General features: G+C 66.3%; 16 protein-coding genes. 8 read left to right on the plus strand and 8 right to left on the minus strand.

Features of this window, described 5'->3' with window-relative positions; translation table 11 throughout:
• Nucleotides 1-16 precede the first annotated feature (16 nt).
• Nucleotides 17-907 (minus strand): IclR family transcriptional regulator, encoded by an 891-nt coding sequence (locus tag QX121_RS04930; protein ID WP_315811318.1) that lies wholly within the window; start codon nt 905-907, stop codon nt 17-19.
• Between the two features lie 183 nt (nt 908-1,090).
• Here QX121_RS04930 and QX121_RS04935 point away from each other — a divergent pair, with 183 nt between their 5' ends.
• Nucleotides 1,091-1,486: a rhodanese-like domain-containing protein gene (locus tag QX121_RS04935; RefSeq protein WP_315811319.1), complete on the plus strand. Its 396-nt coding sequence runs from the start codon at nt 1,091-1,093 to the stop codon at nt 1,484-1,486.
• 143 nt (nt 1,487-1,629) lie between these two features.
• Here QX121_RS04935 and QX121_RS04940 read toward each other — a convergent pair whose 3' ends face one another.
• Both QX121_RS04940 and QX121_RS04945 read right to left on the minus strand, forming a co-directional pair.
• On the minus strand, nt 1,630-3,186 hold the full coding sequence (locus QX121_RS04940; RefSeq protein WP_315811320.1) for a glycine betaine ABC transporter substrate-binding protein: 1,557 nt from the start codon (nt 3,184-3,186) through the stop codon (nt 1,630-1,632).
• Nucleotides 3,183-3,977: an ABC transporter ATP-binding protein gene (locus QX121_RS04945; protein WP_315811321.1), complete on the minus strand. Its 795-nt coding sequence runs from the start codon at nt 3,975-3,977 to the stop codon at nt 3,183-3,185. Before QX121_RS04945 ends, QX121_RS04940 begins: the two co-directional genes overlap by 4 nt.
• A gap of 130 nt (nt 3,978-4,107) precedes the next feature.
• Between QX121_RS04945 and QX121_RS04950 the strand changes: the two genes are divergently transcribed.
• From QX121_RS04950 to QX121_RS04970, 5 genes are all read left to right on the plus strand, one after another.
• Nucleotides 4,108-4,914, plus strand: coding sequence for an ABC transporter ATP-binding protein (locus QX121_RS04950; RefSeq protein ID WP_409997663.1), 807 nt, complete (start codon nt 4,108-4,110; stop codon nt 4,912-4,914).
• A 217-nt stretch (nt 4,915-5,131) separates the two neighbouring features.
• Nucleotides 5,132-5,917, plus strand: a complete 786-nt coding sequence (locus QX121_RS04955) for an ABC transporter permease (RefSeq protein ID WP_315756344.1) — start codon at nt 5,132-5,134, stop codon at nt 5,915-5,917.
• Between the two features lie 223 nt (nt 5,918-6,140).
• Nucleotides 6,141-7,154 carry an ABC transporter substrate-binding protein gene (locus QX121_RS04960; RefSeq protein ID WP_315736915.1) on the plus strand — a complete coding sequence of 338 codons (1,014 nt, stop codon included), beginning with the start codon at nt 6,141-6,143 and terminating at the stop codon, nt 7,152-7,154.
• A gap of 4 nt (nt 7,155-7,158) precedes the next feature.
• Entirely contained in the window at nt 7,159-7,875 is a 717-nt protein-coding gene (locus QX121_RS04965) for an NUDIX hydrolase (RefSeq protein WP_315736917.1), read from the plus strand.
• Nucleotides 7,872-8,798 (plus strand): polyphosphate kinase 2 family protein, encoded by a 927-nt coding sequence (locus tag QX121_RS04970; RefSeq protein ID WP_315811322.1) that lies wholly within the window; start codon nt 7,872-7,874, stop codon nt 8,796-8,798. The genes QX121_RS04965 and QX121_RS04970 overlap by 4 nt, the downstream gene beginning before the upstream one ends.
• Nucleotides 8,799-8,834: 36 nt before the next feature.
• Here QX121_RS04970 and QX121_RS04975 read toward each other — a convergent pair whose 3' ends face one another.
• Complete coding sequence (locus tag QX121_RS04975; protein ID WP_315811323.1) at nt 8,835-11,603, minus strand: EAL domain-containing protein; 2,769 nt, start codon at nt 11,601-11,603, stop codon at nt 8,835-8,837.
• A 148-nt stretch (nt 11,604-11,751) separates the two neighbouring features.
• Nucleotides 11,752-13,005 carry a FecR family protein gene (locus tag QX121_RS04980; protein WP_315811324.1) on the minus strand — a complete coding sequence of 418 codons (1,254 nt, stop codon included), beginning with the start codon at nt 13,003-13,005 and terminating at the stop codon, nt 11,752-11,754.
• 127 nt (nt 13,006-13,132) lie between these two features.
• On the opposite strand from QX121_RS04980, the gene QX121_RS04985 reads away from it, so the two are divergent.
• Nucleotides 13,133-14,932: a ShlB/FhaC/HecB family hemolysin secretion/activation protein gene (locus tag QX121_RS04985; RefSeq protein ID WP_315811325.1), complete on the plus strand. Its 1,800-nt coding sequence runs from the start codon at nt 13,133-13,135 to the stop codon at nt 14,930-14,932.
• A 273-nt stretch (nt 14,933-15,205) separates the two neighbouring features.
• Here the strand turns inward: QX121_RS04985 and QX121_RS04990 are convergent, their stop codons facing one another.
• Both QX121_RS04990 and QX121_RS04995 read right to left on the minus strand, forming a co-directional pair.
• Nucleotides 15,206-15,988, minus strand: a complete 783-nt coding sequence (locus QX121_RS04990) for a sulfite exporter TauE/SafE family protein (RefSeq protein ID WP_315811326.1) — start codon at nt 15,986-15,988, stop codon at nt 15,206-15,208.
• 271 nt (nt 15,989-16,259) lie between these two features.
• The gene (locus tag QX121_RS04995) at nt 16,260-17,507 is read right to left on the minus strand and encodes a multidrug effflux MFS transporter (RefSeq protein WP_315811327.1); all 1,248 of its coding nucleotides are present in this window, start codon (nt 17,505-17,507) and stop codon (nt 16,260-16,262) included.
• Between the two features lie 207 nt (nt 17,508-17,714).
• Between QX121_RS04995 and QX121_RS05000 the strand changes: the two genes are divergently transcribed.
• Entirely contained in the window at nt 17,715-18,056 is a 342-nt protein-coding gene (locus QX121_RS05000) for a YqfO family protein (protein ID WP_315811328.1), read from the plus strand.
• 120 nt (nt 18,057-18,176) lie between these two features.
• Here QX121_RS05000 and QX121_RS05005 read toward each other — a convergent pair whose 3' ends face one another.
• The gene (locus QX121_RS05005) at nt 18,177-20,486 is read right to left on the minus strand and encodes a tetratricopeptide repeat protein (protein ID WP_409999309.1); all 2,310 of its coding nucleotides are present in this window, start codon (nt 20,484-20,486) and stop codon (nt 18,177-18,179) included.
• Nucleotides 20,487-20,682 lie beyond the last annotated feature (196 nt).

A 20,682-nucleotide genomic window follows, 5' to 3' on the forward strand; every position in this document is an offset into this window, starting at 1 on the left:
TCGTGATGCACCTGTCTCAGCCGGCTTCGGCCGCAAGCGCCGGCTCCGGCGCGCGCCTGATGATCTCGGGCTCGGCTTCGTTGATGAGCGCCCGGATGCTGGCGGCGAGCGCCGTGATGCGCGGACCGATCTCGGCCTCGAGCTGACCCGGCTGCAGCCGGAAAGCGGGAATGCCGCAATTGACCGCGAAGGCGCGGCCGGAGCTGTTCGCGTAATGCAGCGGCGCAGCGACGGCGTGAATCGCGGGCATGTATTCGCCGACACAGGTGCAGAAGCCGCGCTCGGCACATTGCGTGATGCCGTCGAAATAGAGCGTGCGGAAGCTGGCCCATTGCTTGGCATCGTCGGCGGCGAGCTGCGCGTCGAAGCGCGCGGCTTCGGCTGGAGGCAGGATCGCGGCCGCCGCGCGTCCCATCGCGGTCGCGACCACGGTGATCGGCATGCCGATGTCGGGAACGTGCGGCCCGACATCGCCGGAGCGCGCCGTCTCGACATACACCACGGCGTTGCCGTCGAGCAGGCCGATCGAGACGGTGCCGCGCACGCTGGCGGCAAAATCCTGCATCAACGGTCGTGCGAGCTGCCGGAACGGCATGTCGGCGAGCAGCGGATGCGCCATCCGCAGCGCGCGGACACCAAGGCGATATTTCGCGAGGTCCTGGTCGAAGGAGAGATAGCCGAGCTCGGTGAGCGTGTGGGTCAGCCGGGCGACCGTAGGCCGCGGAATTCCGGTGCGCACCGATATGTCCATGTTTCCGAGCACGGGAGATTCCGTCCCGAACGCCTCCAGCACGATGAGGCCCTTGGCCAGCGTGGTGGCAAAGGCGGCGTCGCCGGCGCTGTCGGCCAGCATCGTTTCGAGGGCGCGATTGCGGACGGCGAGGGCGGATCGTGGAGGTGCGGGCATGCGGCGGAGAATGATCCAGGAATTTTTGAGAGTCCATATATTTGTAGATGTGATGATTCATCGTCCACTATGTGGACGAATGTCGGACGTGCGGTGGCCACGCGCGATGCTCGCCCGATCGTGGCTTGTGACGCGGGTGGAGGCCCGCTACCGGTGCCGCCTCAACGTCCGGGAGGCCAATCGATGTCGACATCAGTCAAGCAGATGCTGGAAGCGGCCAACGCCGCGGTTCCGAAGATCACGCCGGCCGAGGCGCAGGTCATGATCGCCAAGGGCAACACCCTCGTCGTCGACGTGCGCGATGCGCCGGAGATCGAGAAGAGTGGCAAGATTGCCGGCGCCGTGCACGTTTCGCGCGGCATGCTCGAATTCCGCGCCGATCCGGACTCGCCCTATCACGACAAGAATTTCGCCAAGGACAAGAGCGTGATCCTGTATTGCGCTTCGGGCGGCCGCTCGGCGCTGTCGGGCAAGACGCTGAAGGATCTCGGCTACGCCAAGGTGTTCAACGTCGGCGCGTTCAAGGACTGGGCCGAGAATGGCGGCGCGGTGGAGAAGCCGATCGAGCCGGGGATGTGAGCGTGCCCAGCTGATTGGTGCGGCGGTCGCAGCGCCAACCACCGCCGTCATTGCGAGCGAAGCGAAGCAATCCAGGGCTCCGCAAGGACTCTGGATTGCTTCGGCGCTACGCGCCTCGCAATGACCTGCTGCGAAGGCAGGGCTTACTTCGCGATCTTGCTCCACAGCCAGCGCGCCACCGCCTGCGGCGAGGACTGTGCATCACTACCGGAAGCGCGCAGATTGGCCTGCTGCATGGTCGCGATGTCGATGCGGCCGAGCAGCGGCCGTAACGCATCCTGCAATGCGTGGTCCTCGGCGCGCTTCGGCGACAGCAGCAGGATCGCGTCGTAAGGCGGGATCGCCTGCTTGGGATCGTCGAGCACGACGAGGTCGTATTTCGCGATCAGCCCGTCGCTGGTGTAGCCGGCGATGACGTCGACCTCGCCGGAGGCGACCGCGGCATACATGAAGTCCGGCTGCATCTGGCGCTGGGCGCGGAAGGCGAGACCATAGGCGTCGCGCAGGGCCGCCCATTCCGGGCGCGAGAAGAACTCGTAGTCGCCGGCGATCGACATCTTGGAGGCATGTCGCGCGAGGTCGGCGATCGAGCGGATGCCGAGGGCTTCCGCCTTCTTGCGCGGCATCACCAGCGCATAGGCGTTCTCGAAGCCGAGCTCGCCGAGCAGGGTGACCTTGTCCTTGGCGAGATCCTGCTTCAACGCATCGAGCAGTGCGACGCGCGGCAGCTGCTCCGTGTGGTGGAACTGGTTCGCCCACAGCGTGCCGGAATACTCGACATAGAGATCGATATCGCCGCTCTTGAGCGCACCATAGATGACGCTGGAGCCGAGGCCGGCGCGGGATGTGGCCGTGAGGCCTGCCGCCTGCAGCCGCTCGCTGAGCAGCGCCGACAGCACATATTGTTCGGTGAAGGTCTTGGCGCCGATCACGTAGCGCGCGGACGTGCCGGCGAGCGAGGGCAGCAGGCTGGCACCGACCATCAGCGCGATCGTCGCGGTGCCGAGGCCCACGCGGGCGCGGCTGCGCATGCGCAAGCCATGCTCGATCAGCGCTAGCAACTGATCGACCGCAAGCGCCAGCACCGCGGCGGCGACGCAGCCGAACACGACCAGCACCCAGTTCTGGGTCTGCAATCCGGCAAAGATGTAGTTGCCGAGCGAGGTCTGGCCGATCGGCGTCGACAAGGTCGCGGTGCCGATCACCCACACCGCCGCGGTGCGGATGCCGGCCATGATGACCGGCAGCGCCAGCGGCAGCTCCACCATCGTCAGCGCCTGGCGCTCGGTCATGCCGACGCCCTTGGCGGCCTCGATCAGGCTGGCGTCGACGCCGTTCAGCCCGGTGATGGTGTTGCGCAGCACGGGCAGCATCGAATACAGCGCCAGCGCCAGCATGGCCGGCAGGAAGCCGAAGGCCGAGAACGACAGGCCGAACCAGCGCAAGCTCAGTGCCGCCAGCGCCAGCAGCAGCGGATAGAACAGCGCCAGCAGCGCCAGTCCCGGCACCGTCTGCACCACGCTGGCGACGCCGAGCAGCAGATTGCGCAGGGCAGGGCGATTGCGCGCGACGAGCGCGAGCGGGAAGCTGATGGCGAGACCGAGCGCGAGCGCCGCGATGCTGACGCGCAGATGGCTGCCGAGATAGTCGGCGAGATGCGACAGCGCCTCGGCGAAGCGTGGATCCGACAGGACGCTCATGCCGCCCCGCTGTCGGGCAGCAGCGCCACCAGCCGCGCCGCCTGCCGCCGCGGCGTCGTCATCAGCTCCGTCACGTAGGGGTCGCGGCTGGCCGCGAGCTCGGCCGGCGTGCCGATCTCGATCAGGCGTCCGCCGCGCATCACCGCGATGCGGTCGGCGAGCAGCAGCGCCTCGGTGATGTCATGCGTGATCATGATCGTGGTCAGCGCGAGCTTGTCGTGCAGCGCGCGATAGTCGCCGCCGAGAGCATCGCGCGTCAGCGGATCGAGCGCGCCGAACGGCTCGTCCATCAGCACGATGCGCGGCCGCGCCGCGAGCGCGCGGGCGACGCCGACACGCTGGCGCTGGCCGCCGGAGAGCTCGTGCGGCAGCCGGTCGCGATGCGCCTTGCGGTCGAGCTGGACGAGGTCGAGCAGCTCGTCGACGCGCGTGGCGATCTCGGCCGGCGGGGTCCCCAGCAGCCTGGGGGTGATGCCGATATTGGCGGCAACCGTCATGTGCGGAAACAGCGCCCCGTTCTGGAACACATTGCCAACCCGGCGACGCAGGCTGACAGGATCGAGGCCGGCGATATCCTCGCCGGCAATCCGGATCGTGCCGCCGTCCAGCTCGATCAGGCGGTTGGTCAGCCGCAGCAGCGTGGTCTTGCCCGAGCCGGAGCCGCCCACGATTGCCAGGAACTCACCCTCGGCGATCTCCAGCGATACGCCGTCGACCGCGGTCACAGCGCCTGCCGCGCCGGGGAAACTCTTGCGGACATTGGCGTAGACGATGAACGGCGTGCGCTGCATGCGGCCTTGTGGAACGGTTGGCCTTGGGCTCAGGCAGAACACCTAGCACGTCCGGCCGCCGCGTTGAACTTCGCCCCGCAAGCGGCTAAGCCGTCCCGGCCATTCTCGGGGGAGGAACTTGGACGTGACGATGCCCACGGCCGCCGCGGTCGCGCTGGAGCGAACGACGGTGGCATTCCGTCTCGCCGGCGGACGCACCTACACCGCCGTCGAGACGGCGGATCTCAGCGTCGCCGACGGCGAGTTCGTCGCCATCGTCGGGCCGACCGGCTGCGGCAAATCCACCCTTCTCAACGTGGCGGCGGGCCTGCTGAAGCCGGCCGCCGGCCACGTGCGCATCTTCGGCCAGCCTCTGGCCGGCCTCAATCGCGACGCCGGCTACCTGTTCCAGGCCGATGCGCTGTTCCCATGGAAGACCGCGCTGGAGAACGTCGCGATCGGGCTCGAGGTCGCGGGCACGCCGTCGAAGGATGCGGCCGCCAAGGCGCAGCAATGGCTGACCTCGGTCGGCCTCGGCGCATTCGGCAACCGCTATCCGCACATGCTGTCGGGCGGCCAGCGCAAGCGCGTCGGCCTTGCCCAAGTGCTGATCCGTAATCCGCGCATCATCCTGATGGACGAGCCGTTCGGGCCGCTGGACGCGCAGACGCGGCAGATCATGGGCAATTTGCTGCTCGATCTCTGGAATGCCGACCGCAAGGCGGTGCTGTTCGTGACCCATGACCTGGAGGAGGCGATCGCGCTCGCCGACCGCGTCGTCATCATGTCGGCCGGTCCCGCCTCGCGCATCATCGGCGACTGGCGCGTCACGCTGCCGCGCCCGCGCGACATCTTCGAGGTGCGCATGAAGCACGAGTTCCACGAGCTGCACCGCGAGATCTGGCAGACGCTGAAGGCCGAGGTCGAGAAGACCTACAAGCAGGCGGAGGCAGTGTGACGGGGCGTTTGCAGGGCTTGAGTTGTCGCGCGCTTCCTTCTCGGCCACGGCGGTGCGCTCCCTCCCCCCTTGCGGGGGAGGGTTGGGGTGGGGGGTACCCAGCAAAGATTGGTGCTCGTGGCACCCCCACCCCCAACCCCTCCCCGCAAGGGGGAGGGGAGCAGAGCGGCGTGAGAGGCTTCACCTTCGTACCCACCACACCGCATGGAGCAGCGTGATGTCGCGTCTCGGTCTGCTCGCGCTGCAATTGCTCGTCGCGATCATCGCGATTGCGCTGTGGCAACTGCTCGCCACCGTGCCCGTGTTTGGACGCATCTGGCTTCCGCCATTCTTCTTCTCCAACCCGGTCGACGTGTTCGCGCAGGTCGTCAAATGGTTCGCCACCGGCGCGATCTGGAAGCACCTCGCGATCACGCTGTGGGAGTCGATCCTGGCGTTCGCGATCGGCTCGCTCGGCGGCGTGCTGGTCGGCTTCTGGTTCGCGCGCAAGCCGCTGGTGGCCGCGGTGTTCGACCCCTACGTCAAGATGGCAAATGCGCTGCCGCGCGTGGTGCTGGCGCCGATCTTCACGCTGTGGCTCGGCCTCGGCATCTGGTCCAAGGTCGCGCTCGGCGTGACGCTGGTGTTCTTCATCGTGTTCTTCAACGTCTATCAGGGCGTCAAGGAGGTCTCGACCGTGGTGCGCGACAATGCCCGCATGCTCGGCATGAGCGAGCGGCAACTGATGCGCCACGTCTATTGGCCGTCGGCGCTGTCGTGGATGTTTTCGTCGCTGCACACGTCGGTGGGCTTCGCCGTCGTCGGCGCTGTCGTCGGCGAATATCTCGGCTCCGCGGCCGGCCTCGGCTATCTGATCCAGCAGGCCGAAGGCATCTTCGACGTCGCCGGCGTATTTGCCGGCATGTTCGTGCTGTCGGCGTTCGTCATCCTGATCGACATCTGTGTCACGCTGGTGGAGCGTCGGCTGCTGGTGTGGCGCCCGGATGCGGCGGATGGGCGATGAGGGGCGCGGTGCCGCCATGCCCACCGCTGTCGTCCCCGCGAATGCGGGGACCCATAACCACAGGACGTCGTTTGTGGCATGCGCGATGACCAGTCTTCTCCAACCGCGACATCACGCGGTATGGGTCCCGGCGTTCGCCGGGACGACAGCGGCAATTCGGGGCGGCCTTCTCATTCACAGCACACACGCCTAATCTGACCGATAACATGAACGGAGGAAATCAATGAACAAGATGTTGGGCCGGGTCACCGGCGCGCTGCTGGCGCTGACGCTAAGCACCGGTCTCGCCAGCGCCGCCACCAAGGTCACGATCGCAATCGGGGGCGGCGCCTGCCTGTGCTATCTGCCGACCGTGCTGGCCAAGCAGCTTGGCGAATATGAGAAGGCTGGGCTCGAGGTCGAGCTGGTCGACCTCAAGGGCGGCTCGGATGCGCTGAAGGCCGTGCTCGGCGGCAGCGCCGACGTCGTCTCCGGCTATTTCGATCACTGCGTCAATCTCGCGGCCAAGAAGCAGGAGATGCAGTCCTTCGTCGTCTACGACCGCTATCCCGGGCTCGTGCTCGTCGTGGCGCCGTCGCACAACAAGGAGATCAGCTCGGTCAAGGATCTCGCCGGCAAGAAGGTCGGCGTCAGCGCGCCGGGCTCCTCGACCGACTTCTTCCTGAAGTACATGCTGAAGAAGAACGGCCTCGATCCGTCGGGCACGGCCGTGATCGGCGTCGGTCTCGGCGCGACCGCCGTGGCTGCGATGGAGCAGGGCCAGATCGATGCGGCCGTGATGCTCGATCCCTCGGTCACCGTGCTGCAGGGCAAGCATCCGGATCTCAAGATCCTCAGCGATACCCGCACCCAGCACGACACGCTGGAGGTGTTCGGCGGCGAGTATCCCGGCGGCGCGCTGTACTCGACGGCGGCCTGGATTGCCGGCCATGACAAGGAGACGCAGGCGCTGACCAACGCCATCGTGGCGACGCTGGGCTGGATCCATTCGCATACGCCGGAGGAGATCATGGCGAAGATGCCGGAGGAGCTGGTCGGCAAGGACAAGGCGCTCTATCTCGCGGCGCTGAAGAACACCATCCCGATGTACTCGCAGACCGGCAAGATGGACCCGAAGGGCGCCGACGCCGTGCTCGCGGTGTTCAGCACCGGCTCGCCCGACGTCGCCAAGGCCAATGTCGACGTCAGCAAGACCTTCACCAACAAGTTCGTCGAACAGGCGAAGGGCACGAAGTAGGGGAATGACCGAGGTCGTCATCCACCGCGTCACCGCGCTCGACCTCAAGGTCGAGCCGTGGGAGTGGCCGTTCGCGAACCAGCGCCGCGACGACATCGCGGCGCATTTCGCCGAATGCCGGCGCGCCAAGCCGGGCCTGTGGAACGGTCGCGTGCTGCTAGGGCGCAACCCGCGCTTCGCGGACGGCCTGTTCGAAGCGAGCTATTTCGAGACCGATTTCGCCAGCCTGCTGGCGTGGCGCGACTGGGGCTTTCCGGATCGCTCCGCCTTCAACGGCTTCGGCATGGGCGCGCTGCGTGCCGCCGACGGCGCCTTCGTACTCGGCGAGATGGGCGTGCATACGGCCAATGCCGGCCGGCTGTATTTTCCCGCCGGCACGCCGGATCTCGCCGACGTCAACAACGGCGTGCTCGATCTCGCCGCCAACGTCGCGCGGGAGGTCGAAGAGGAGACCGGGCTCGCGCCATCGGACTATCAGGCCGCGGCGCATTGGGACTGTGTCGTGACCGGCGCGTCGATCGCGCTGATGCGCGTGCTCGACGCCTCCGACATGGGCGAGGCTCTGCAGCGCCGCATCGAGGCCAATCTCGCGGCCCAGGACGAGCCGGAACTCTGCTCGATCCGGCTGGTTCGAAGCAGGAGCGATCTGACTGCGGCGATGCCGCGCTTCGTGACCGCCTTCCTCGAAACGCAATTCAGCCCCGGAGAGCCGTCCTCATGAGCAAGAAACCGCGCACGCTGGCCGATGAGCTCGATGGTTTCATCTCGCCGTTCCGGATCGATGGCGGGCACAGATTTCACCTCAAATCGCACAAGACCAAGGTCAAGGGCGGTCTCGACAAGGAGCAGGGCGAGGCGATCATCGAGCAGAACCGCCAGCGCCTCTCCGATTTCCAGGAGAAGCTGTACGCGCAGGACCGCTGGTCGGTGCTGGTGCTGCTGCAGGGCATGGATGCCTCGGGCAAGGACAGCGCCATCAAGAGCATCTTCGAGGGCGTCAATCCGCAGGGCTGCGAGGTCACCTCGTTCAAGCAGCCGACCTCGAAGGAGCTCGATCACGATTTCATGTGGCGCAGCGCCATCGCGCTCCCCGAGCGCGGCCGCATCGGCATCTTCAACCGTTCCTACTACGAGGAATGCCTGGTCACGCGCGTGCATCCGGAGATCCTCAAGGCCGAGAAGCTGCCCCCGAGGCTCGTCACCAAGAACATCTGGCGCGAGCGCTTCGAGGACATCTCCGCTTTCGAGCGTTACTTGTCGCGCAACGGCACCGTGATCCTGAAGTTCTTCCTCAACATCTCCAAGGAGGAGCAGCGCGCGCGCTTTCTCGACCGGCTGGAGGAGCCGGCGAAGAACTGGAAGTTCTCGATGGGGGACATCATCGAGCGCGCGAAGTGGCCCCGCTACCAGGCGGTCTATCAGGACATCGTGCGCCACACCTCGACGCCCTATGCGCCGTGGCATGTCGTTCCGGCCGACCACAAATGGTTCGCCCGTGTCGTCATCGGCTCGACCATCGTCGCCGCGCTGGAAAGCCTGGATCTGCATTTTCCGCGCGTCGATGCCGCCTCGCGCGAGGAGTTCAAGGCGGTGCGGAAGGCGCTGGAGAGCGAAGGCAAGGGCGGCAAGAAGGGCGGCGGCTGAGACGCGAAGCCAAAGCCGCAATCACCCGGCATTGCCTCACGCCGCGCCGGCCTGCCGCCGGTCGGCGTCGCCCGCCACCAGGAATCGACGCTCGAAATCGGTGGCCGGCATCGGTTTGCCGAAGTGATAGCCCTGTCCCTGCTCGCAGCCGAGCCGCAGCAGGAACTCCGCCGTCGCCTCGTTCTCGATGCCCTCGGCGATCACGGACAGGCCGAGCTGTTTGCTGAGGCTGACCGTCGAGCCGACGATGGCCGCGTCGTCGGCCTGGGTCAGCACGTCACGCACGAAGGAGCGGTCGATCTTCAGGCCATCGAGCGGGAATTTCTTCAGGTAGCTCAGGCTCGCATAGCCGGTGCCGAAATCGTCGAACACCAGGCTGACGCCGAGCGCCTGCAGCCGGTTGAACGTCTGCAGCACGCCGGGTTCGTCGTGCAGCAGGATGTCCTCGGTGACTTCGAGCTCGAGCAGGCGCGGCGACAGGCCGGTCGACGTGAGCAGCTTGCTGACGAAGGCGGCGAGGTCGCCGGACTGGAACTGGGACGGCGACAGGTTGACGCCGACGCGGATGTCGTGGCCGGCGAGCTGCCATTGCCGCGCCTGCCGGCAGGCGGTGGCCATGACCCAGGTCGCAACCGCCTCGGACAGATGCGAGGTGTTGACGACCGGAATGAAATCACCAGGAGGCACGAGGCCGCGCGTCGGATGACGCCAGCGGATCAGCGCCTCGGCGCCGATCACGCGGCCGTTCAACAGCTCCACTTGCGGCTGGTAGAACAGCTCGAATTCGTTCCGCTCGACGGCGAGCGCAAGCTCGGCCTCCAGCGTCAATCGCTGCTCGAGCTCGCGGCGGATGGCGCTCTCGAAGAGCACATGGCTGCCCGGCCGGTCCATCTTGGCGCGACAGAGGGCGAGGTGCGCGTTGCTGAGCAACTCGTCTGCCGAGTGCCCGCCCTCGGGATGCACCGCGACGCCGAGGGTGACCTTGACGCGCTGCTGACGCGTGCCCGCGTCCAGCGGCGCCTCGAACAGCTGCGACAGATGGTCGGCGAGCTCGGCCACGGTGCCGCCGATGGCGGAGCAGGGAATGGCGACGGCGAACTCGTCGCCGCTGAGCCGGGCGACGCGGCCCATGTTGCCGATCTCGGTGCGGAGCCGCTCGGCCGCCGCGCGCAAGACGCTGTCGCCGAAGGCGTGGCCGAGCATGTCGTTGATGCGCTGGAACGCATCGAGCCCGATCACCAGCAGCGCCACGCGGTCGGACGCGGCATCCGCGGTCTCGATCATGGCGGCGAGCTCGCTCTGCAGCGTGTTGCGGTTGATCAGCGCGGTCAGCGTGTCGTGCTCGGCGAGGTAGCGGATGCGCTCGGCCTCGCGCTTGCGCACCGAGATGTCGCGCAGGATCACGCCGTATTGCAGGCCGTCGGCGCCCTGCCAGGCGGAGAAGCTCGCCTCGACCGGAAACACCTCGCCGTCCTTGCGGCGGCCGTCGAACTCGATCGTGGATCCGCCGGGCAGCAACGTCGCCGGCAGCGCCGCCTCCTGCTGCGGAAACAGGTCATGCGTGTCGCTGCCGTCGGCGCGCAGGCGCGCGAAGGGCTGGCCGATGATCTCGTCGGCACCGTAACCGAAGATCGCGACGGCGCCCGGATTCCACACCGTGATCCGCCGGTCCCGGTCGGTGCAGACAAGCCCGTCGCCGATCGACATCGCGATTCGCTCGAAGCGGCTCTCGGCAACGTGCCGTAGCAGGCCGCGGAAGCCGATCTCGTCGAGGGCCGTTGCCGCGAGATAGGCGACCAGCGCGATCTGCAGCAGCGAGGTGTCGAGCACCAGGGCATAGCGGTCGTGCAGCAGCAGCGCCGCGGCCTCGATCAGGACGCTGATCATGGCGATCAGCAGCGCGCGCCGCGCCGCCGAGAGCTGCCGCCAGCTCGCCAGCATGATGATGACGATCAGCAGCAGGCCGGCCATTGTGGCCGTCGTCGATGTCGAGAGCAGGGTGCGGTGCTGAATGATGGACTCGGCCGCTAGCGCCTGCAGCATGACGCCGGGCAGAACGCGGCCGTTCGGCACGCTGTAGTAGTCGCCGAGCTCGATGGCGGTCGCGCCGACGATCACCCGCTTGTCCTTGAGCCTGGCCAGCGCCGCCGCGTCGCCGCGGACGACGTCGACATACGACACCCGCGGCAGGGACGATGGATCGATGCCGTAGTCGACCAGGAACGAGCTGTGCTTGACCGCATCGCTTCCGGCGAGGAACGCTCCCATGGACTGCAGGTAGGTCTTCGCGCCGCCGGTCTCATCATTTTCGCCGAAAGCGTAGCTTCTGACGCGACCGTCGCGTGCCACCTCGATGTTCACGAAGGCCGACCATGCGAGCTGCTCGAACTGTGGCAGCGGTCGGTTGAGGTGAATGGCGGTTTCCTTCCCCGCCGCATCGAGCTGCCTGAAGACCGGCAGCACGACCGAGCTTCTGGCATTCTGCAGCGCGTTCAGGAAGGCCTGATCGCCGGCCGCGTCGGACGGCGTGCTGAAATCGACGTCGAAGGCGACGTCGCGGACACCGGCGCGCTGCAACTGCTCCAGCAGGTGCGCATACTGGGTCCGCGGCCACGGCCAAACGCCGATGGCTTCGATCGAGCGCGGGTCGATCGCGACCACCGCGATCTCGCCGCTGGCAGGGCGGTTGTCGAGGCGGAAGCGCAGATCGACGAGAGCTTGGCTCAACAGCTCGTGGCCGCCTGACAGGCCGACCGTCAGCAGCGCAACGACCACCAGAATATGCGGCATGAACCGCCTGAACATGCCCTCTCCCCAATGACTGCGTGCCACGTCGACGCCCGCTTTCGCGATTCCAATCTCATCCCACTCCGACCGCAGAGCCATCAGGAACCCTGCTGGCCTGCGCTCCCCCATGACCACGCATGCCGGCGTGAAGCTCGATGGCGGATCCTCAGTTCTTGTTGTGACCGTAGGCGTGGGCATTGCCGTTGCCGTGGCTGCCATTGCCATGGTCGCCGCTATTGCCGTTGCCGCTACCGCTGTTTCCGTTGCCGCTGTTTCCGTTGCCGCTGTTTCCGTTACCGCCGTTGCCGTTACCGTTGTTGCTGTGGCCGTTGTTGCCGTGGCCGTTGTTGCCGTTGCCACTGCCGCCATTGTTGTTGCCGTTGCCGCCGTTGCCATTGCTGGCGGCATTGGCGCTGGCGGAGCCGCTCGGTGAGCCGATCGCTGCGGTGACGGCGGCTGCGATCGAGGAGTCTCCCGACGTGCCGCTTGCGGTGGCCGAGTTGCTCGTCGCATTGCCGCTGTTGCCGCGCGCGTCATTCCAGGCGGTGCTTCGTCCTGCACCGGCGCTCGGCGTGTGGGCGCCATGGGCGAGGCCGCGCGTCGCCTTCTGGATGTTCAGGTTGACCTCGCCGATCGATGACGAGATCCGCACGACACCCGGCTTCGCGCCGCCGAGGCCCGTTGCCGAATGCTGCTGTGCGACGACCGTTGCGCCCGAGCCGTTGGCGTTCAGTGCGTGGATCACGCTCCCCTTCGCTTCGCGCGGCGGATGCAGGCCGTCGCGCGGCACCGGAACGCGATCGATCGTGGAGGCGCGCGGGCGGCCGTGCTCGATCGGGCTGAAGGTGCCGGAACCGGACAGGCTGAGGCCGGAGCGGCCGGTCGCAAAGGCGGTGGCGGCCTGGCCGGGCATCACCTGGGCGATCTGGCCGGTCTTGAAATCCGACACCTGCACCTGGCCGCGGCTGACCTCGACCTTGGTGCTGCGGCCTGAGATCGTGACGCTGAACTGCGTGCCCTTCACGACGGCGGCGAGATAGGGCGTCTCGACCTCGAAATGCTGGACATTGCGCTTCTCGACGTCGAGCAGGATCGAGCCGGCGCGCTGCAGGATGGTCGTCGCCATGCCGTCCTTGGGCGCGGCGGGCAGGCCGACTTCGGAGTTCGGCGCGATGACGATCGTCTCGGCGCCGCGTGTCAGCCGGACGCGGCCGGTCGGCCCGGTGCGGATCGTATCGCCTGGCTTCAGCGGGTCCTCGCGACCGAGCGACACCTGCGCTGCGCCCTGGGTGGTGACCCAGACCTCACCGGACGATTTGCTCACCAGCCACGGCTCACCGTCGGCCGCGAATGCGGCCGGTGTTGCACCGAAAAGGCACGCGGCGACTAACGCCGGTATCAGGAAGCGCTTGAAGGACATGGCACGAACTCGCGTCGTTGGCGGCTTTTGAAACTAATCGAAATGTTTCAAGAGACCCTTAGGAGTTGCAGCCGTGTTTGCTTCCCGCATTTACGCTTCATTGACCTTAACAAACTAAAAACGAGCCATGCGCGCTGGTTGTGTTGAGCGAACCGGAAGGGCTGCGGGTTGGCGCGACAGGGCCATCATACCGCACGCATCGCGACGGCTGCATGGAGCCGCGCTTGCCGCCGGCATTTCGCTTTCGGCGGCCCTGTTTGCAGCGACGGCCCACGCGCAGCAGGTCAGCCAACCGAGCTTCGATCCGCGGCAGACCGAGCGATATTTCGACGAGCAGCAGTCGCGCTCAACGCAGCCGGCGCCGCCGCGGCCGCGGGCGCCGCAATTCGCGACCCAGGGCGGCGGCGATCGCAAGCCCTTGTTTACCATGCGCGCCGTCACCCTGACGGGGGCGTCCGCGCTGCCTGCCGAGCAGCTCGCCGCGAGCTATCAGCCCTATCTCGGCAAGCCGGTGTCGCAGGCCGACCTCGCTGCGATCGCGACAGCGATCAGCGATCAGTATCGCGCCGCCGGCTATCATCTCAGCCGTGCGATCATCCCGCCGCAGGACATCCGCGATGGCCGGGTGCGGATCCAGATCGTCGAAGGCAGCATCACCGAAGTGGCCTTGAAGGGCGCCGGCGCGGAAGAGTTCGGCATCAGGCCGATGCTTGGCCCCGTGCTGGCGGAGCAGCCGTCCCGGCTCGAGACCCTGGAGCGGCAGTTGCTGCTGATCAACGGCCGCGGCGGCGTCCGTCTGGTTGATTCCTCCTTGGAAGAGATCGGCGGCACCACCGGCCGGTTCCGCCTGGTGATCGAGCTGCAGACCTGGCACGTCTACGGCTTTACCGGGATCGACAATCTCGGCTCGTCGACGGTGGGCCCGTGGCAGAGCTATGCCACCGCCGCCTTCAACTCCTATCTGCTGCCGGGCGACACGCTCACGGCCAACATGTCGACAACTCCCGGCGATCCGCGCCAACTCGCGTTCGGGCGACTGTCCTACGACGTGCCGGTCGGCACCGACGGGGCGCATATCGGCGCTTCCGCGCTGTATAGCGAGGTGCGACCGGGCGACTGGAGACGGCTGTTCAACGACAACACCGTGACCGAGACGCTCGAGCTGCGCGGCGGCCTCGCGCCGATCCAGTCGCAGCGCGCCTCGCTGAAGCTCAATCTCGCGGCCGCCTTCAGCGACGTGACCGAGCGTGACCTGTTCGGCATCTGGTATCGCGATCGCATCCGGACGCTGACCTTCACCGCCGACTACCGCTGGAAGGATGATGTCGGCGGCGACAGCTATTTCACGCTGGCCTATCGGCAGGGACTGAACGCGTTCGGCGCGACGCGGCTCGACGATCCACTCGCCTCGCGCACGGGCGCCTCGCCGAGCTTCTCGGTCTTCAACGGCTGGTTCGCACGCTATCAGACCTTGTCCGAGGCGTGGTCGCTGAAGCTCGCGGCCGCCGGGCAGCTCGCCTCGGGTCCGCTGTACAATTCGCAGCAGTTCTATCTTGGCGGCCTCGCCTATGGCCGCGGCTATGGCAGCGCCGAGATCAGCGGCGACAATGGCGTCGCCGGCACGTTCGAGGTCCGCTTCGAGCAGAAACCGAACTGGCAGTATCTCACGAGCTATCAGCTCTACGGATTCTTCGATGCCGGGCTCGCCTGGAACGACGGCTTCCGGCCGTCCGACGGCGTGGCGCTGACCTCGGCGGGCGCCGGGGTGCGCTTCACCTTCCCGAACGACTGGCGCGCCGATCTCGGCGTCGCCGTGCCGCTCAGCTACCGCGCACCCGACAATTCGACGCGCAGCGCGCGTCTGCTGTTGACGCTGTCGAGCGTGCTGAAGCTGTGCCCGCAGCGCGGGCAGGGCCCCTGCATCTGAGAACTTGCGCGCTTGGTGCGGCAGCAGAGGTCCACTTCTCCCATTGGGAGAGGACCGAATGCTATGGCAACCGCTGCAGCCGACCAACTCACGCGCTGGCTGTCGCGATGGTTCATTGCCTTGGATGGCGCGTACTGCGAGATCGGCGAGACCTCGTCCATATCGTCGATAACAGCTTCGTCGAGGCGCTGGGAGCACATTGGTATGCTCGGGCGGCGAAGTCTCAAGAACGCTGAATTCTTCTGCTTCGGGCTGACAGCAGATGTGCCATTCCTACTCATGTCGCCATACCTTCACCGCCGAAATCAACAGTATTGCGGCGAGCGTCGGCAGGAGGATGGCACTCGGGACGACGCCAAGTAGCAGGCCGCCAACAAAGGCGCCAACGATAGAACCGGCAGCCATTGCCAGCATGAATGACGCATTGTCTCGGACCACGACGAAGCTCTGATCTCGGCTGTAACGCGCAAATCCGACAAGCATCGTCGGAAGGCTGACTGCCAACGAAAGGCTTCCCGCCAGCTTTACATCAAGGCCGAACAGCAGGATCAGCGTGGGAATAAGAAACTCACCTCCGGCTACGCCTAGCAGCGAAGCGATCACACCGATAATGAAACCTGCCAGTACGCCAGCGGCAACCAGGCGCCAGCCGGCGAACGGCGCGGTAGCCCCGGCAGAAGCGTCATGAACGAACAACAGCACGCCAGCTATAACAACCAGCAGCGTTGCAATGATTTTGTAGAGTGTTTCCGATTTCAGGCGCGTAGCCCATGAAGCACCGACATACGCCCCGACAAGGCTGCCGGCGAGAAGGTTCGCGATGATTGACCAATGTTCGCCGATCTCGGCAAAGGGCACTGTACGGGCACGGAACGCTAGCGCGGCCGCGACCACAATCAGGCTAGTGGCCTTGTTCAAGATGACGGCTTCGAGGCCTCGGAAACGAAATAGGCTGATCAGCAGCGGCAGCCTGAACTCCGCGCCGCCGAGGCCGATTAGACCGCCTAGCGCGCCGATTGCAGCGCCAGCGCCGAAAGCGACTGGTTTGTTTCGCACTGGAACACGTGGGCATGGGCGCGCAGGGCGGCCTGAACAATACTTGCCCGTGATCCGTCGCTGCGGCTGGCTTCACGCCTGCTTACGGCAGGGCGTGGGGCTCAGGAACCCTAGTCCAGAACTCGGTCATTTGTAAATGTCAGCTTCAGTACAAAAGCGGCCTATCGGTCCCGCTGCTGGCTGCTTGCGGTCGAGGCCCGGGAGCTGCCCTTGCGTGCGCAGCCGCCGCGCCGAAGAAGTTGGCATCGCGACTGCGGTGGCCGCATCAGATCTAGACCGGTTTGCCGGAGCCGTGGAACAGCCGGCCCTTCTCGGTGATCAGCACGATGACGAGCGCGCTCGACGTGCAGGCCAGGAAGCCCGCGGCGAAGGGCAGCGCGGAGCCGTCGAAGGCCTGGCCGACGATGGCGCCGGCGGCCATGCCGAGCAGGGTCGTGATCGAGCCGTAGAGCGAGGACGCGGTGCCGGCATTCGCCCGCTGCGGCTCCATTGCCAGGGCGGTGAAGTTCGCGAACATAAGGCCGAACGTAAACATCATGCCGGCCGACAGCAGCATGAACAGCCACAGCGGCAGCATGCCGAGAACGGCCGCGCTGAAGCATGCCAGTGCGATGACGACGCTGCCGACCAGCGCGCCGTGCGAGATCATGCGCATGCCGAGCCGTCCGACGAGGCGGGCATTGAGGAAGCCGGCCACGGCAATGGTCACCGCGATCGCCGCGAAGGCGAGCGGGAAGTAGTGGCCGAGATGAAAGACGCCGGTGAATAGCTGCTGCGAGGACAGGACATAGCCGAGGATGGCGCCGAAGATGCCGCTGGCCGCGAGCGCATAGCCCAGCGTCTGGCGGTTGGTGAGGGTGTTGCGGAAGGCGGCGGTGATCGCGGCGATCGAGAACGGCTTGCGCTCGCTCTCCGGCAGCGTCTCGGGCAGCCGCACCGCGGTCCACAGCAGCGCGACGATGCCGTACAAGGTCAGCACCACGAAGATGCCACGCCACTGCGTCAGCAGCATCACCGCCTGCCCGAACGACGGTGCGATCACGGGGATGGCGATGAACACCATCATCGCCAGCGAGACCACGCTCGCCATGCGGCGGCCGGCATAGCAGTCGCGCACGATCGAGGTCGCGATCACCCGCGTCGCCGCGGTGCCGAGGCCTTCGAGCGCGCGCGCCAGCAGCAGCAGCTCGAACGACGGGGCGGCGATCGCGAACAGGCTGGCGACCGCGTACAGCACCATGCCGCCGATCAGCACCGGGCGCCGGCCGAAGCTGTCGGACAGTGGGCCGATGACGAACTGACCGAGGCCGAAGCCGATGACGAACGCCGACAGCACGGTCTGCAGCCGGTTGGCGACGTCGATGTGGAATGAGGCGCCGATGTTCGGCAGCGCCGGCAGCATCATGTCCATCGCCAGCGGATTGAGCGCCATGATCGCCGCGACCACGATGACGAATTCGGTGAAGCCCATCGGCCGGTGACGGACGATCTCGATGGTGTCGGCACTGGTATCAGCCAAGGCGCGGGCCTTCCATGGTGTAGGGAAATGCGGAAATGGGCACCCATACCTATCGGCTTTGCTGCGTCGCACAAGGCGTGTTTCGGAATGGCTGGTCACCGGCGCCGGCCGTTGGCGCGATTGTGACCCGCCGTGACCCGCTGAAAATTGCGCCGGCGGCGACGCGATGGTAACGGCCGTGTGATCGACGTCCGGATCCAGGCCAGCATGAAGACCTACAAGATCGTCGTCTATGTCCCGGAAGCAGCGGGTGACGCCGTGCGCCACGCGATGGGCGAGGCCGGCGCCGGCCGCATCGGCAATTACGACCACTGTTCGTTTACCGCGAAGGGCGTGGGCCGGTTTCGTCCGCTGGGAGGCGCCAATCCAGCCATCGGCGGGGTCGGCCAGCTCGAGACGGTCGAGGAGGAGCGCATCGAGACCGTCTGCGCCGAGGACCGGCTGAAGGCCGTGCTACAGGCGATCCGCGCTGCGCATCCCTATGAGGAGCCGGCGATCGACGTCTACCCGATCGAGGTGGTTGCGTTGCGATCCGCCGACAGTGCTTGATCTCATTGAAGACCCGTTCGACTTTGTTGCGTCCCCAGTCATTTCGGCGTCGATTTCGCGCTCGCTCCATTTGAGGTTCTCGGGCGCCCTTTGTGAGCTAAGGCAGGAGAGCCAGCTATCTTAGTTTGGCTTGTCAATCTGCCGCCTGATCTCGCCGATGAACGCCGCCAGATTCCGGTCCTCCGGCGTCATGATTGCGAGCCTTTCGGCGTAGCCCAGCGCCGCCTTTGCATCGCCTGTCGCGCGGCTGAGCGAAACCAGAGCGGACAGCACATCCCTATCATTGGGATGGCTTTCCAGAGCTTCCTTTAGGACCGTCATTGCCTCGTCGGCTCGCCCGCCGGAATGCAGCGCCACCGCGTAGACATAGATATAGCGAGCGCGACCCGGTTCGAGTTCGGTTGCTCTGCGCAACTCGGCGAGCGCCTCGTCGTGCCGCTTCAGCCGGGTCAAGGTCAGGCCGAGTGCGTGATGCGCGGCCGCGTCGGTAGGTGATGCCGCAATTGCTCCGCGCAGAACGGTTTCTCCGTCGCCGTCGCGGCCAATTTGGCGATAGAGGTCGGCCAGATTGATGGCGGCCGCCGCATAGTGCGGGCTGAGCCTGAGGGCTGCCTTGTACTCGGTCTCTGCGTCCCCGGTCTGTCCGCGCAAGGCCAGGAAGTTTGCCAGTGCGGTGCGGGCCTCGGGCCGTTCGGCATTGGCGCGCTGCGCCGTGATGAATTCGTGTGCCGCCTGATCGAAGCGTGCGCGATCGGGCAGCGGCTGGCTTGCGGTCGGAACGGAAGCGAGCAGGGAGGCGACCCTGATCCGCACGCCACGCACCGGATCGGTGAGCAGCGGCGAGACCAGCGGCCAGATCTGGCCGGCGGGCACGTTTTCCAGCATGTCCAGCGCGCCGATCCGCACCATGGGATCGGGATCGACAAGGCCTGCCCGTGCGGCCGCAATGCTCGCCGGAGCGATGCGCGAGGCGAGTTCGCCGAGCGCGCTCGCACGCGCCACGGCCGGCGCGTTCCTGTCCGCGGCCAGAAGGCCAAGCAGCGCGGCGGCGTCGGCCTGGTCGCTGCGTGCTGCGCGGAACGCGGGCCCATAGGTCTGGAAGCCCTTTCGGTCGGGCCCGAACCATTGCTCGATCGCGGCGGCGGCCCATTGCGCCGGCTTGTCGCTGTGGCAGTCGTTGCAGGCGTTCGGGGTCCCCAGCTCGACCGAAAGATCAGGGCGCGGAACGCGGAAGGCGTGATCGTGACGCAGGTCGATCTGCATATAGGTGCGCGCCGGCATGTGGCACGACATGCAGGTCGGCGCCGGATCGGCGCCCGCGTGATGGCGATGCTTCGCATCGGCGTATTTTTCGGACGCATGGCATTGCAGGCAAACGCCTTCGCCGGAGGCTCGGAGCTTTGCGCCGTGCGGCTCGTGACAATCGCTGCAGGTCACGCCGGCGGCAAACATCTTGCTCTGCTTGAACGGCGTATAGTTATAAGGCTCCTCCACATCGCGGATCTGGCCATCGGCATGATAAGTGGTCCGCGCCAGCGCCTCGACAATATGGGTCTGGGACAGCGATTGACCGGGTGCCCAGTCCTCGCTGAAGCCGGCACGGCGCGCGTGGCATAGCCCGCAGGTCTCGATCTCCTTTCGCAGCGCGGCCGGCGCGGCTGAACGCGTCGCATTTCCGCTCCGCGGATCGATCGGCCAGCTGACGCCGCGCCGTTCGTCGAAACGGACCAGCAATCCTTTGCTCGGATCCTCGTGCTTGCCGAACGGCCACCAGCGTTGCTTGTCACGGGCCCAGGCGGCGTGGGCGGAGCCCTGACCGTGACAGGTCTCGCAACCGACGCTGATTTCCGCCCATGTCGTCGCGAAGCGATCCGTCGCGGCGTCGTAATGCTTGCGCACGCCGGTCGAGTGGCATTCCGCGCACATGAAGTTCCAGTTCTGGTTCAGCTTGGTCCAGTGCAGGACGTCGTCGTGCTTGATCTCTTCTTCGGGATGGAGATGGAACCAGCGCTGGCCGCCTTTGTCCTTGGGCCGGCCGTCCCATGCGATCGGCAGCGCCTGGATACGCCCATCTGGAAATTCGACGAGATATTGTTGCAGCGGATCGACACCGAACGTGTACTTCACCTCAAACACGGCAAGCTTGCCGTCGGGCCCGTCGGTTTCGATCATGAATTTTCCGCCATCGCGGAAGAGGCGGGAATGCACACCGAAGTAGTCGAAGCTCTTGTTGAAATCGCCGAGCACCGTCTTGTCGGTCGCGTGCGCCATCGCGGCCTTGTGCTGCGAAATATCCCATAATTTGGCTTCCGCCTGATGGCAGCCGGCGCAGCTTTCGCTGCCCACATAGGTGGCGACGAATGAGGCCTGCGCCGTGGAGGCCGGTCCGTCGGCCTTGAGGAGATGAAAAACCATGCCGACCACCAGCACGAGCGCGATCGTGACCGCTACTGCTATCCAGATCGCGCGCCTGGAGAAGGCCGTTTCGCCGGAAGCAAGCCGATCCGCCGGCGCAGCCGGTGATGGGGCCGCGGCGGATCCCTTCCGCGGTCCCTTCGTGCCGGCTTTTGGCGGCCTGCGTGTCAACGCTTGTACCTCACGCCCCAAATTGGTGAGCTTGCGATCA

This window comes from Bradyrhizobium sp. SZCCHNR2028 (assembly GCF_032380995.1).
GTDB lineage: Bacteria > Pseudomonadota > Alphaproteobacteria > Rhizobiales > Xanthobacteraceae > Bradyrhizobium.